The following is a 14046-nucleotide window of genomic DNA, read 5'->3' as shown; positions in this document are numbered from 1 at the left end:
CGGCCGTGCCCCGGGCGGGGCCGGCGGCGGAGTGTCAGCCGGCGAACCAGCGCACCGGGCTCGGTCGCAGGTTCTCGTAGACGTGCTTGGTCTCGCGGTATTCGTCAAGGCCCGCGGGACCGAGCTCACGCCCGACCCCGGACTTGCCGAAACCGCCCCATTCGGCCTGCGGAAGGTAGGGGTGGTAGTCGTTGATCCACACGGTGCCGTGCCGCAGCCGGGCGGCGACGCGCCGCGCCCGGGCGGTGTCGGCGGACCAGACGGCGCCGGCCAGTCCGTACTCCGTGTCATTGGCGAGTGTGACTGCCTCGTCCTCGGTTTGGAAGGACTCGACCGTCAGAATCGGCCCAAACGTCTCCTCCCGCACCACCCGCATCTCGCGGTGGCACTGGTCGAGCACGGTCGGGAGGTAGAAGTAGCCGGTGGCCGGGCGGACCTCGTTGGGCTCCGGCTGCTTGCCGCCGCAACGCAGCAACGCGCCCTCCGCCAGGGCGGACGCCACATACGCCTCGGTCTTGTCCAGCTGCTGGGCCGAGACCAGCGGACCGCATTCGACACCGTCCTCGGTGCCGCGGCCCAGCTTGACCTTCTCCGCCCGGCGGGCGAGCTCGGCCACGAACCGCTCGCGCACCGACTCCTCGATGATCAGCCGGGCACCGGCCGAGCAGACCTGGCCGCTGTGGATGAAGGCGGCGTTCAGGGCCTGGTCGACGGCGGTGTCAAAGCCCTCGGCGGTGGCGCAGGCGTCGGCGAAGACCACATTGGGGTTCTTGCCGCCGAGCTCCAGCGCGACCTTCTTGACCGTCGGCGCGGCGGCCTGCGCGACCTTGGTGCCGCTGACCAGGCCACCGGTGAAGGAGACCAGATCCACATCGGGGTGCTCGGACAGCCGCGCGCCCACGGGGTCGCCCGCGCCGGTGACCACATTGGCCACCCCGGTCGGCAGCCCGGCCTCGGCCAGCAGCTTCACCAGATGGACGGTGGACAGCGGGGTCACTTCGCTGGGCTTGATCACGAAGGTGTTCCCGGCGGCCAGCGCCGGGGCGACCTTCCAGCTGGCCTGGAGCAGCGGATAGTTCCAGGGGGTGATCATCGCGCAGACGCCGACCGGCTCATGGACCACGACGCTGTGCACATCCGGCGTGCCCGCGTCGACCACGCGCCCGGCCGACTCGCCCGCGACCAGGTCGGCGAAGTAACGGAAGGCGTTGGTCACGTCATCGACGTCGACCCGGCCCTCCTCCAGGGTCTTGCCGGTGTCACGGCTCTCGATGAGCGCGATCGTCTCGCGGTCGCGCTGGAGCAGATCGGCGACGCGACGCAGCAGCGCCGCCCGCTCGGCCACCGGCGTCCCGGGCCAGGGTCCCTGATCGAAGGCGCGACGCGCGGCCGCGATCGCCGCGTCGGTGTCCTCGACACCACCCTCCGCGACGACGGCGAGGGTCTTGGCGTCCGCGGGGTCGAGGACCTCCCGCTGCGCCCCGGATGCGGCTGCCTGCCACACCCCGTCCACATGAATGGTCTCGACTGCCGCCACGTGATTTCTGCCTTCCGGTTCCGCGTGCTGTGCCACTGGTCCAAGCCAGCAACTTGGACCCCTAACCGGAAGGCGGGAACCTATGCGCGATTCGCAAGAGAAAGTGGGCCGACTCACGTGATCCGAAGGCGGAATCGGCCCCTCGGCTCATGATCGGCCTGTATGTCAAGGGGCCGTGCGGTCAAGAAGTGGTTCGGCCACAAGGGGATGCGGTCGAGAGGGGGTGATCAGGAGGCGGCGCGGTCAGGAGACAGGGCGCTCAGGACGCGGTGCAGTAGGCGGTCGGGCAGAAGGTGTCCACCGCCGCCTGGTGGACCTTCCGCTCCTCCGCCCGGTCCCCGGCCCCGGAGGGGCCGCTCACCAGCACCGCGTACATGGTGCCGCCGGGGGCGGCGAAGCGGCGGTCGAGCATCCGGCGGTGGCCGTCGCTCTTGGACTCGTATGTGTACTCCAGCTGGACCGGGTCCATGGCGGCCGAGCCCAGCCGGGTGAGGGCGATCTGCTCGTAGTCGCGGTGGGTGGAGGCGATCCGCTCGGCCTCCTGGGCGGACTCGTACGGCGTCGACTCGGGGCCGTGCAGCTCAAAGATCTGGATCACGGTGCTGTCGTCGGGCGAGGTGTAGTAGACGCTGGGGCCCTCGGTCGTCCGCCGCCATCCGTCCGGGACCGCGAGGTGGTATCCGGCCGGGTCGGCCTGGGTGCTGTAGCCAGCGGGCGGGGCGGCACCCGTCAGGGAGGGTGAGGACGGGGTGCCGAACGGCGTCGCGGACGGGGATCCGGAGGGTGCCCCGGTCGGAAGGTCCGTGGGGAGATCGGTCGGGAGATCGGTCGGCCCACTGGTCTCGGGGCCGGGCGAGGGGTAGAGATCGCTCGGCTGGGAGGCGTCCCCGCTCGGCGTGGCCGTGGGGCTCTCGCGGTCCCAGGGCAGCGGACCCGCCTGATTCCGGGAGGTGCCATCGCCCCCGAAGGCCACCCATCCGGAGAACGCGACCCCCGCGACCAGGAAGATCATCACCGCCAGCGCCCGTAGCGCCCGCCTGGAGTCCTGCCCCGGCGCGCCCCCGTCGTACATGCTCATCTATGCCCCCCGATGATGGATCTCTGCTCCCATATGCGGATAAGCCGTGTTGGCTCACATCGGTGTACCCGGTTCGGGGGCCGCCCCACCCCCTGTCACCGCACCGATACTTATCCGTCGCCCGGCCGCCGGTCAGGTGGCCGGGCAGTAGGCCGTGGGGCAGAAGGACGCCAGCACGATGCCCTGCCGCTCCCGCTGCTTCGGCCAGTCGTCGGCCGGGCCCGCGACCAGCACCGCGTACTGCACCCGGTCGGGGCCGGTGAAGGCCCGGTCGAGTATCCGGCGCGGACCGTACTTGGCGCTGCGGTAGCCGTACTCAAGCTCCGCGTCCGCGTCATCGCCGGGCCCGAGCCGCTTGAGCTCATGCCGCTTGTAGTCGGGGTTCTTCTTGAGCCCTGTCTCCGCCTGGCGCAGCGCCTCATACGGCGTGATGTCGGGCTCGGTCAGCGCGAAGACCTGGATCAGGCTGCCCCCGTCGGACGACTCGTAGAACACCCCGGTGTCGCGCTTGACCCGCTGCCAGCCCCTGGGCACATCCAGCCGGAAACCCTCCGGGTCGGTGGTGCGCACATAGTCCGCCGGCGGCCCTTGGGTGCTGTCCTCGGACACCGACGGCGGCGCGGAGGTCGGCTCCGCGTACGGCCCCGACGACGATGTTGAAGGCTGCTGGGCCGACGGCGACCAGGACGAGGCCGAGGGCGAACCGCCGTCCGCCCGGGGCTTGTCATCCCCGCCGTCCGACACCAGCTTCCAGGCGCCGAACCCGATCCCGCCGACCAGCACCACGGCGAGCACCGCCAGCAGCACCGTGCCCAGATGCGGATTGGGTGGTCTTCGGCCCGGGGCCGGTGGCTCCGCGCCCGCTCCCACCCAGCGCTGGGCCTCCTCGTCCCATCGACGGCCCCCCTCGCCGCCCGGGGTGCTCATCTCACCCGCCCAACAGCGCGCCGACCGCCTGTCCGACGGCGACGCCCGAGGCGAGCATGCCGACACTGGCGCTCGCGTCCTGCAACATCACCCGGATCCGGGCCAGCCGGCCGGCCCCCGCCCGGCCGGTGCGCTGGATCTCGTCCTCGGTCCGGTCCAGTTCGTCGGAGAGCGCGCCGACCTCCGGGCTGGGGACCACCCGCCGCAGATCCTCGGCTAGCTGTCGAACGGCCTCCAGCAGCTCCTGGTAAGCGGGGTCGCAGGGGGCCTCCGCCTGAGGTCCGTTCACGATGTGGTTGTGGTCGCCGAAGCCGATGGCGCTGCCCTGCACCTTGCCGAACCGGATGTTCCCGAACTTGCTGCCGCCGCCCGCCGCCGGGGTCGCGCCGCCACCGCTCGCGCCCGCCGCGTGGTCCGCGCCGCCACCCATGTCGCTACCGTCCTCCGTGTCAGCCATCGCCATGGCCGCCTCCCGCTCCATTGCTTCCGGTGGTGTTGCTGATGGTGTTGTGGTCACCGAAGCCGAAGGCGCTGTGCTCCGCGGACTCGATGAAGACTCCGCCGCCGCTCACATTGATGACCTTCTGCTCGAACTCACCGGTCTCCCAGCCGGCTTCGTCGAGCGCCCTTCGCACGCCGTTGGCCACCCGGTCCTCGACGCTCTTCAGATAGCGGCTGACATCCATCTCCTGGAAGAGCGACGCGCCGGCGTCGCTGCCCAGCTCTCGCACCGAGGCCCACGGACCGTCGGGGATGGCCGCCTCATAACCCCCCGCGTACATCCGCCAGAGGAAGGCGGCCGAGCGGAAGGCGTGGATGACCGCCCGGCCCGCCGCCGTGGGCGTCCGCCCCAGCGCCCAGATCACCTTGCCCGGCAGCCCGCCGCGGCGGTGGGAGTCGGAGAGCCGGTCGACCGCCCGGAAGTCCGGGCGGATCGGGCGCAGTACATGCGGGGCGAACTCCAGCATCAGCATGCCGCCCTGCGTATGCACCCGCACGAAGACGGTGGTGACGACCTCTTCCCGCCATGCGCCGACGCGGATGCGCAGGAAGTGCCGGCGGATCTCACCGCCCTCCTCGACGGCCTCCGCCCGCTCCCGCGCGAAGTCCGCCTCTCCGTACGGCACGAAGGAGCGGCTTCGTAATCCGGTGACCTTGAGGAAGACGCATTCGTCGAGCTCCAGGCCGCGCAGCCGGTCACGGCTCTCGGCGGCGGCACGAGCGGCGCCTTGGACGGGGGCGGCGCCCTGCGCGGCGGCGGCGCCCTGGACGGCGGCCATGCCCTGGGCGGACGGGGTGCGCAACTTCTCGACCAGCGGCCGGATCCGCTCCAGGATCACCCGGTTGTCCAGCGACACCGGATCCCCGCCCTCGCGCGGCCGCAGCTCCACGGCGAGGGTCCAGGTGTCATGCGCGGCGCCCGCGCCGAGGAAGGGGTGCCGATCGTGGTAGAGGATCACCGGTGAGTGCTGCTCACGGCGGATCAGGGCCCGCACCCGCTGGAACCGCGCGCCCTCGAACCGCTCCGCGGGGTCCGCGGCGGGGTCGGCGAAGGTCTCCGGCTCCAGATCGGTGGCCAGCACCCGGGCCACATGCTCACGGTGCAGGGCGACCGCGGCGGCCATCGCGGCCGGGATCACCAGCGCGAACCAGGCGGCGGTGGTGTCCGACCCGGTGGCCAGGACCGGTACGAATTCCTGCAGCCCGCCCGGATCGGACTGCCCGTCCGTGAACGCCTGCGTCAGGGCGGAGAACGCATAGGACAGCAGGGTCAGACAGCCGAGCACCCGCAGCACCGCGGCCGCCCGCCGCCGGGTGACGGTGACCCCGTCGGCCCCGGGATAGTCGGCGCGGAAGGCGCCCATGGCGCCACCTCTGGCCCAGGCCGCCAGCAGTAGCAACGCGCAAGAGAGCAGGAAGAGATAGAAGAAGCCCTGCGCCAACAGGAAGTCCAGCACCCATAAGGACACCAGCAGCGCGGTCCAGCACGCCTCCAGACGGCGCGCGCGCAGCGCGTGTGCGAGCACCCGGACCGCGTCGATGCCCAGCGAGGGCGCCACGGCGCGCTCCTCGTGGACATACAGCTCGTCCACGACCGCGTCCCGGAAGTCGTCGTCCAGATAGGCGCCCGCGCATAACAGCCGGGTGGCCTCGCTGGTGGCGTAGGGAGACGCGTCAGCGCCGGTACGAGGAGAAGGGACGGCCCGTGACGGCTCCGAACGCGACCGCGGCAGACGAGCGGAGTGATTCCCTACAGAAGAATGAGCACCGCTGGAAGAGTGAGCATCGCCAGAAGAGTGAGCGCCGGAAGAATCAGCATCACCTGAAAAATGCTCACCGCGCGTATTGGCCATGTTTCCCCCCGAGGCCGTAGCAACTGCCTCCACGGTAGGGGAAGATGGCCCGCGATTACAGTGCATGGCCGAAGGGTCACACTCCGGAGTGAATACCGGAATGTGACCCTTCGGAAGCGACCGCGCCGGGGTGGGCCGGGGGTGCGTCAGATCAGGCCGAGGCTCCGCACGGCCTCGCGCTCGTCCTCGAGCTCCTTCACCGACGCGTCGATGCGGGTCCGCGAGAACTCGTTGATGTCCAGGCCCTGGACGATCTCGAACTTCCCGCTCTTGGCGGTGACCGGGAACGAAGAGATCAGGCCCTCCGGCACCCCGTACGAGCCGTCGGAGACCACACCGGCGGAGGTCCAGTCGTCGGCGTCGGTGCCGTTGACCCAGGTGTGGACATGGTCGATCGCGGCGTTGGCGGCGGAGGCGGCCGAGGAGGCGCCGCGCGCCTCGATGATCGCGGCACCGCGCTTGGCGACGGTCGGGATGAAGGTGTCGGCCAGCCACTGCTCGTCGCTGACGACCTCGGCGGCGTTCTTGCCCGCGACCTCGGCGTGGAAGACGTCCGGGTACTGGGTGGCGGAGTGGTTGCCCCAGATCGTCAGCTTCTTGATCTCGCCGACCGGGGCGCCGGTCTTCTTCGCCAGCTGCGACAGCGCGCGGTTGTGGTCCAGCCGGGTCATCGCGGTGAAGCGCTCGGCCGGTACGTCCGGCGCGGCGGCCTGCGCGATGAGCGCGTTGGTGTTGGCCGGGTTGCCCACGACCAGGATCTTGATGTCATCCGCGGCGTGGTCGTTGATGGCCTTGCCCTGCGGCTTGAAGATGCCGCCGTTGGCCTCCAGCAGATCGCCGCGCTCCATGCCCTTGGTGCGCGGGCGGGCGCCGACCAGCAGCGCGACGTTCGCACCGTCGAAGCCCACGTTCGGGTCATCGGAGATGTCGATGCCCTGGAGCAGCGGGAAGGCGCAGTCGTCGAGCTCCATCGCGGTGCCCTCGGCGGCCTTCAGTCCCTGCGGGATCTCCAGGAGACGCAGTTTGACCGGCACGTCCGCGCCGAGGAGCTGACCGGAGGCGATGCGGAAGAGCAGCGCGTAGCCGATCTGGCCGGCCGCGCCGGTGACGGTGACGGTGACGGGAGTGCGGGTCATGGCGGTCTCCTGCGCTGTGTTGTCAGTCCAAGATCTCTTGGTGTCGAGATACTTGCGTCAGGCTATCCGACGGCACCTGACCCACGTTCTCTCGGGCCATTGTGTAACCGCTCACCGCGCGTTCCGGACCACCGCGCACATGGGACCACCGCGCACTCTGGCGGCCGCCTGCCAGGAGGGGGAGTGCAGGCGGCCGCCCAGTGCCGCACCCGTGGGGGGGGCTCGGGCAGCGCCTGCCCCGATTCCCCCGGCTCATTCCCCCCGGTTTTACGAATTCCTCCGGACGGGCTCCGAACGGGCTCCGGACGGGCTCCGGACGGGCTCCGGACGGGCTCCGGACGGGCTCCGGACGGGCTCCGGGTGAGCTCCCGAACCAGCTCTGGGTGAGTTCCCGAACCGGCTCCGGACGAGCCCGCGAGTCAGCTCCGGACGAGCCCGCGAAACGGCTCCGGACAAGCTCTGGGCTGCCTCCCGGACGGGCCTCGCTCCCCCGCGTTCAGCCCCGGGCGCCGGGGGCCGTGCAGGCGCGCGTACCGCCGCCGAGGGTGGCGCACGCGGTGGCCCGCGCGGGTGAGTCCACCGGGATCATCTTGGTGTAGGCATCGCCGTCGGCGCCGACCCTGCCGCTCTGCGAGCGGGCCGCGCCGCCGTCCGCACCCGGCGCCTTGACCTGGATGACGTCGCCCGGGGTGGCCCGGGTGATCCGGGCCCAGGCCGCCTCGCAGGTCTTGCTGTAGCGGACCTCGACATACGCGGTGCCGACGGTGACGTCCGCCGTCGTCGTCGCGGAGGTGCCGCACCCCATGGCCTGCGGATCCTGGCCGGTGCAGTCCTGCCCGGCGCATTTCACGCCCTCCGGGAGCTGCTGACGCGCGCTGGTGGCCGGTGCGGTGGCCGGCTTCTGCCCCCGCTTCCCGCCGTCGTCGCCCGCGTCGAGCAGAACGACGGCACCGGCGACGAGCAGGAGCGCGCCGACAAGGCCCCCGGCGGACAGCGCGGCGACACGCTTCCGCCCCCTCGGGGACGCCGACGACGAAGGCGGCGGGGACGACGACGGTGGTGACGACGGCGGAAGGGACGACGCGGGCGACGGCGGCTCGGCGGAGTCCGGTGCCCGCCCGGCCGACGCCGCGCGGGCCGGGAACACCGGAGCCGTCGCGACCAACGGCTGCTCCGGATCGGGCGGTTCGACCCTCGGCCGGGCCTCCCCCGGGGAGCGGCCGTTCTTACGGGCGTCCACCCCCTGCGCCGCCGGGTCGAACTGCTCGACGGCGGTCCGCGCCCGCGCGACACTGATGGCCTCCATCGTGACGTCGCGCCGCATCTGGGAGCGGCTCCAGGCCCGCTCCGCCAGCTCCCACAGCGCGCTGAGGTGGTGGACGTCGGCGCCGGTGGTCTCGGCCAGGGCCTCCACCGCGCCCCGCGGAGGCAGCAGCCGCCCGTTGAGGTAGCGCTCCCAGGAACTCTTGCTGCAGCCGGTGCGGTCGGCGACGGCGACGACGCTCAGCCCGCTGCGCTCGACGAGCGTACGCAGTCGGCCGGTGAACTCCCGGACCTGCGGATCGAGTTCCTCCGGTAAGTCCCTCCAACGAGGCATTGCCTCCCCCTGTCCCCCCGCACGTACCTGTCAATCTCCCGCGCCGCGACCGCTGTTGGCGTACCCGAGCCCCGAACTGACTACCCAAAGGGATGCCTTGCCCCAGGATGTCAGCTCTTCGGATGGGGGCGCATCGGAGCATTTCGTGCACCGGTACGCACTCCCTCACGCCCGGCTCGTCGTTGCACGGCCGAGACCTCGTGCTGGAACGGTCACTTCCGCGCCACAGGGTTTCGACGCTCATTGATCCGGCACAGCTCACACACAACCCTGATTACCAGGCGGTCCGTCCTTCTTCGGGGGAGAGGGCGGACCGCCGCCGGACCATTCGGATCCGGCCACAACGACGGCGGCCCGTCCTTCCACGGGGGAGAGGACGGGCCGCCGTTTCACGTCGTCGGCTAGCGCACCGTGAAATGCACCACGTCGTCAAGGAACGGGATCGACACCCAGGGATCCGGCTGGGCCATCAGGGACAGCAGCACGATTGCCGCGCCCAGCAGCCCGTAGGTCAGCATGTCGGTGAAGCGCGACCGCACCGCGAGCATCCCCACCTCGGGCAGTGCCCACCGGAAGAAGGCGCCCGCCAGCAGGGACAGCCCGATCAGCACCGTGCCCGCACGGAACGCGTCCAGGGCGACGATCAGCAGCCCCAGACCCACCCCGCCCATCACCGTGAGCAGCGGCCACTGCCGGGCGGGCGCCGGAGCGGCGCCGGGCGCGGCCCGGCCGCCGCCCTCCGGACGCGCGGTGTCCCGGGTGATCAGCGGGAAGCGGCGCGACCTGCGGATGAACCGGCCGGGCCCCGCGGGCGACGCGGGCGGCTCCTGCCGCTGCTCCCCGGCCGCCGGTTCGCTCGCCTCAGCCGTCATGGCCGGCACCGGCGTCGGTGGCCGCCTTCGCGTCCCGCTCCGCGGCCTCCACCACGTTGACCAGCAGCTGGGCGCGGGTCATGGGGCCGACCCCGCCCGGGTTCGGCGAGACCCAGCCCGCGACCTCGGTCACACCGGGGTGCACATCGCCGGCGATCTTGCCGTGCTCGTCCCGGCTGACGCCCACGTCGAGCACCGCCGCGCCCGGCTTGACGTCCTCCGGCTTGACCAGGTGCCGCACCCCGGCGGCCGCCACGATGATGTCGGCCTGGCGCAGGATCCCGGGCAGGTCGCGGGTGCCGGTGTGGCAGAGGGTGACCGTCGCGTTCTCCGAGCGGCGGGTCAGCAGCAGCCCGATCGACCGGCCGACGGTGATGCCACGGCCGACGACCACCACATGCGCGCCGTTGATCTCCACACCGTGGTGGCGCAGCAGCTGGATGACGCCCTGGGGTGTGCACGGCAGCGGGCCGCTCTCGTTGAGCACGAGGCGGCCGAGGTTCATCGGGTGCAGCCCGTCGGCGTCCTTGGTCGGGTCGATCAGCTCCAGCACCCGGTTGGCGTCGATGCCCTTGGGGAGCGGCAGCTGGACGATGTAGCCCGTGCAGGACGGGTCCTCGTTGAGCTCCCGGACCGCGGCCTCGATCTCCTCCTGGGTGGCGGTCTCGGGCAGGTCGCGCCGGATGGAGGCGATGCCGACCTCGGCGCAGTCGCGGTGCTTGCCCGCCACGTACCACTTGCTGCCGGGGTCCTCGCCGACCAGCACGGTCCCGAGGCCGGGATGGATGCCCTTGGCCTTCAGCGCCTCCACTCGGCTGACGAGATCGGACTTGATCGCGGCTGCGGTTGCCTTGCCATCGAGAATCTGGGCGGTCATGACTTCATCCTCCCGGATGCGGGGACGTCGGATCCAATCAGGGGCCGGCCGGGACCGGACCGGCGAAGGCCGCACCCCGTGATCCGGCCGGGGTGCGGCCTCCTGTGCTCGTTCAGCGATCGCCCGGTGCTCGCTCGCTGGTCACTCGGTACTCGCTCAGTGGAAGAAGTGGCGCGTGCCCGTGAAGTACATGGTCACACCCGCCTTCTGGGCGGCCTCGACCACCGCCTCGTCACGGACCGAGCCGCCCGGTTGCACCACGGCCTTCACGCCCGCCTCGGCCAGCACCTCGAAGCCGTCCGGGAACGGGAAGAAGGCGTCGGAGGCGGCGTACGCACCGGCGGCCCGCTCGGCGCCGGCCCGCTCGACGGCCAGCTTCGCCGAGTCCACGCGGTTGACCTGGCCCATGCCGACGCCGACCGTGGCGCCGCCCTTGGCGAGCAGGATCGCGTTGGACTTCACCGCGCGGCAGGAGCGCCAGGCGAAGGCCAGCTCGGCGAGGCCGTCGGCGTCCAGCGCCTCACCCGTGGCGAGGGTCCAGTTGGCCGGGTCGTCGCCCTCGGCCTGGAGGCGGTCCTTGACCTGCAGCAGCAAGCCGCCTTCGATGGGACGCTGCTCGGTGGCGTCCGCCGGCGGCTCCGCGCAGCGCAGCACGCGGATGTTCTTCTTACGGGCGAGCACCTCGACCGCGCCGTCCTCGTACGCCGGGGCGACGATCACCTCGGTGAAGATCTCGGCAACCTGCTCGGCCATGGCGACCGACACCGGGCGGTTGACGGCGATCACTCCGCCGAAGGCCGACAGCGGGTCGCAGGCGTGCGCCTTACGGTGCGCCTCGGCGACATCCGCCCCGACCGCGATCCCGCACGGGTTGGCGTGCTTGATGATCGCGACACAGGGCTCGGTGTGGTCGTACGCGGCCCGGCGGGCGGCCTCGGTGTCCGTGTAGTTGTTGAACGACATCTCCTTGCCGTGCAGCTGTTCGGCCTCCGCGAGCCCCTTACCGCTGCCATCGGTGTAGAGGGCTGCGGGCTGATGCGGGTTCTCGCCGTAGCGCAGCACGTTCTTACGGGTGATGGTGGCGCCCAGGAAGTCCGGGAAGGCGGAGTCGTCCGCCGCCGCGCTGTGTCCATCAGCGGCTCCGCCGCGGGCGGCCGCGAACCAGTTGGCCACCGTCACGTCGTAGGCGGCGGTGTGCTGGAACGCCTCGGCCGCCAGCCGCTTACGCCCATCCAGGTCGAAACCGCCCTCCGCGGCTGCCTCGAGGACGTCGCCGTACCGCTCGGGGTTGACGACCACGGCCACGGACGGGTGATTCTTGGCGGCGGCCCGGACCATGGAGGGGCCGCCGATGTCGATCTGCTCGACGCACTCGTCCGGCGCGGCACCCGAGGCGACCGTCTCGCGGAACGGATAGAGGTTGACCACGACCAGCTCGAAGGGCTCCACGCCCAGCTCCCGCAGCTGCTCACGGTGGGAGTCCAGCCGCTGGTCGGCCAGGATGCCCGCGTGGACGCGCGGGTGCAGCGTCTTGACGCGGCCGTCGAGACACTCGGGGAAGCCGGTCAGCTCCTCGACCTTGGTGACCGGGACCCCGGCGGCGGCGATCTTCGCGGCCGTCGAGCCGGTCGAGACGAGCTGGACACCCGCCGCGTGCAGCCCTCGGGCCAGCTCCTCGAGACCCGTCTTGTCGTAGACGCTGACCAGCGCGCGGCGGATGGGCCGCTTGGTACCTTCGGCGGTCACGGGATCCTTACCTTTCGTCCCTCTATGCGGTAGCCGTGACGGGCCAGACGCCCCACGACCTCGATGAGCAGCGAGCGCTCGACTTCCTTGATCCGCTCATGGAGAGCGGACTCGTCGTCCTCGTCCCGGACCTCGACCACGCCCTGGGCGATGATCGGGCCGGTGTCGACGCCGTCGTCGACGAAGTGGACGGTGCATCCGGTCACCTTCACACCGTGCGCGAGCGCGTCGCGCACGCCATGGGCGCCGGGAAAGCTGGGGAGCAGCGCGGGATGGGTGTTGACACAGCGGCCGCCGAACCGGGCCAGGAACTCCTGGCCCAGGATCTTCATGAACCCGGCCGAGACCACCAGGTCCGGCTCGTGGGCGGCGGTGGCCTCGGCCAGGGCCGCGTCCCACTCGGCACGGCCGGCGTGGTCCTTGACCCGGCACACGAACGTGGGGATCCCGGCGCGCTCGGCGCGCGCCAGGCCCTCGATGCCGTCGCGGTCGGCGCCCACGGCCACCACCTCGGCGCCGTAGCGGGCCACGCCCTCGGCGGCGATGACGTCGAGCAGCGCCTGGAGATTCGTACCGGAGCCGGAGACGAGGACGACGAGGCGGACCGGGCGCCCGGGGCGCGCAGGACTGGCGGGGGGAGGCGGGGAGGCCACGGCGGGGTTCTTTCTCGCGGGCGGTGCTGCCGTTTGTGTGGTCGTACAAGGTCGCGGACTCATCAATTCCGGGGAACTCTACGAAGCCGCCGACCGTCAGCAACGATACCGGCACACGAAGCGGCCCCCAGGGGACGGGGGCGGGCACGGGAGGTAGCGTCTGGACTGCGAATGCAACTGACGCCACTGACGCCGTGGGAACGACCGCCGTACCCGCGCCCCGAGCCGTACGGCACCGGCCGTACCCGCGCCGTACGGCACCAGGCCGTACCCGCCCCGGCGTGCAGGACGACGACACAAGGGGAAGACACACTCCACATGCCGGACCGACGCCGCCGCGCGGCTCATCGCCTCACTCCGCCCCCCGCCCAGGCCCGGGGGCGGCGATGAGGCGCGCCCGCATGTCGCGTACGACGCCGCTGCTCCGGGAGCAGCAGTCGTCGCCCTCCTCGTCCTCCTCGTCCTCGTCCGCCCCCGGCGGGCCGAACGGGGACCAGCACGAGGACAATCCGTTCGCCCCACCGCCCGAGGGCAGGCCGGACCAGCCCTGGCGGCCCCGGCACCGGCCGGACGGCTCCGGCGGCGAGAGCGGCGAGGGCCGCCCAGGGACCCAGGACGGCCAGGACGGGCCGGACGGGCCGGACGGCGACCAGGGCGGTCAGCAGCCGCAGCAGCCCCCGGCCTGGGGCAGCCAGTGGAGCAGCCGCCAGCCCGGCCGCCAGAGCGGCGGCTTCGGCGGCGCCCCGGGCTCCAACCGCCCCTCCGGCCCCGGCGGACCCGGCGGCCCGCGCTGGGACCCCAACGACCCGGCCCAGCGGCGCGCCCGGTACGCGCTGCTGTCGGGCATGTGGGCGTTTTTCTTCGCGCTCTTCAGTCTGCCGCAGATCGCGCTGCTGCTCGGGGTGCTGGCCCTGTACTGGGGCATCAGCTCGCTGCGGGCCAAGCCGCGCCGTACGGCGCCGTCCCCGGCCGCCGCCGCGCCCCTGAACGCCCCGCCCCCGCCTCCGGGCGCCGCCCGGGCGGCGCTGCCCGCGCCCGGCAGCGGCCCGTCGAAGCCGCAGTCGACGGCGGCGATCAGCGGTCTGGTGACGGGCGGGCTCGCGCTCGCGATCGTCGCGGCGACGTTCAGCTTCCAGGTCGTCTACAGCGACTACTACACCTGCGTGGACGACGCCCTTACGCAGACCTCGCGCCACGACTGCGAAACCTTGCTCCCCGAGCAGCTCCGCCCCCTGCTGAGCACGCAGGACTGACGGCGCCGGGCCCGCG

The 14046-nt window shown here is 72.0% G+C and carries 12 protein-coding genes; 1 reads left to right on the top strand and 11 read right to left on the bottom strand.

Going from position 1 to position 14046, the window contains the following annotated elements:
* Positions 1-34: 34 nt before the first annotated feature.
* The 11 genes from LIV37_RS28850 to purN all read right to left on the bottom strand — a co-directional run bounded on the left by LIV37_RS28850 (position 35) and on the right by purN (position 12777).
* Positions 35-1537, bottom strand: a complete 1503-nt coding sequence (locus LIV37_RS28850) for an aldehyde dehydrogenase family protein (protein WP_020870619.1) — start codon at positions 1535-1537, stop codon at positions 35-37.
* 259 nt (positions 1538-1796) lie between these two features.
* Positions 1797-2615, bottom strand: a complete 819-nt coding sequence (locus LIV37_RS28845; protein ID WP_243146147.1) for a serine/arginine repetitive matrix protein 2 — start codon at positions 2613-2615, stop codon at positions 1797-1799.
* 132 nt (positions 2616-2747) lie between these two features.
* Positions 2748-3542 (bottom strand): hypothetical protein, encoded by a 795-nt coding sequence (locus LIV37_RS28840; RefSeq protein ID WP_214663079.1) that lies wholly within the window; start codon positions 3540-3542, stop codon positions 2748-2750.
* Position 3543: 1 nt separating this feature from the next.
* Positions 3544-4005 carry a hypothetical protein gene (locus LIV37_RS28835; RefSeq protein ID WP_121825202.1) on the bottom strand — a complete coding sequence of 154 codons (462 nt, stop codon included), beginning with the start codon at positions 4003-4005 and terminating at the stop codon, positions 3544-3546.
* Positions 3992-5635, bottom strand: coding sequence for a hypothetical protein (locus tag LIV37_RS28830; protein WP_020870615.1), 1644 nt, complete (start codon positions 5633-5635; stop codon positions 3992-3994). Before LIV37_RS28830 ends, LIV37_RS28835 begins: the two co-directional genes overlap by 14 nt.
* Positions 5636-6042: 407 nt before the next feature.
* Entirely contained in the window at positions 6043-7032 is a 990-nt protein-coding gene (locus LIV37_RS28825) for a malate dehydrogenase (RefSeq protein ID WP_020870614.1), read from the bottom strand.
* A 496-nt stretch (positions 7033-7528) separates the two neighbouring features.
* Positions 7529-8629 (bottom strand): helix-turn-helix domain-containing protein, encoded by a 1101-nt coding sequence (locus LIV37_RS28820; protein ID WP_020870613.1) that lies wholly within the window; start codon positions 8627-8629, stop codon positions 7529-7531.
* 401 nt (positions 8630-9030) lie between these two features.
* Positions 9031-9501 (bottom strand): DUF3017 domain-containing protein, encoded by a 471-nt coding sequence (locus tag LIV37_RS28815; RefSeq protein ID WP_020870612.1) that lies wholly within the window; start codon positions 9499-9501, stop codon positions 9031-9033.
* A complete protein-coding gene (locus LIV37_RS28810; RefSeq protein WP_020870611.1) occupies positions 9491-10378 on the bottom strand; it encodes a bifunctional methylenetetrahydrofolate dehydrogenase/methenyltetrahydrofolate cyclohydrolase in 888 nt (295 codons plus the stop codon). The genes LIV37_RS28815 and LIV37_RS28810 overlap by 11 nt, the downstream gene beginning before the upstream one ends.
* A 156-nt stretch (positions 10379-10534) precedes the next feature.
* Positions 10535-12124 (bottom strand): bifunctional phosphoribosylaminoimidazolecarboxamide formyltransferase/IMP cyclohydrolase, encoded by a 1590-nt coding sequence (purH, locus tag LIV37_RS28805; protein ID WP_020870610.1) that lies wholly within the window; start codon positions 12122-12124, stop codon positions 10535-10537.
* A complete protein-coding gene (gene purN / locus LIV37_RS28800) occupies positions 12121-12777 on the bottom strand; it encodes a phosphoribosylglycinamide formyltransferase (RefSeq protein WP_020870609.1) in 657 nt (218 codons plus the stop codon). Before purN ends, purH begins: the two co-directional genes overlap by 4 nt.
* 401 nt (positions 12778-13178) lie before the next feature.
* On the opposite strand from purN, the gene LIV37_RS28795 reads away from it, so the two are divergent.
* Entirely contained in the window at positions 13179-14030 is an 852-nt protein-coding gene (locus tag LIV37_RS28795; RefSeq protein WP_121824390.1) for a hypothetical protein, read from the top strand.
* Positions 14031-14046: the final 16 nt, after the last annotated feature.

This window comes from Streptomyces rapamycinicus NRRL 5491 (assembly GCF_024298965.1).
Taxonomy (GTDB): Bacteria; Actinomycetota; Actinomycetes; order Streptomycetales; family Streptomycetaceae; genus Streptomyces; species Streptomyces rapamycinicus.
The sequence above is the reverse complement of the archived record's forward strand: the minus strand, read 5'-3'. Positions and strand labels throughout refer to the sequence as shown.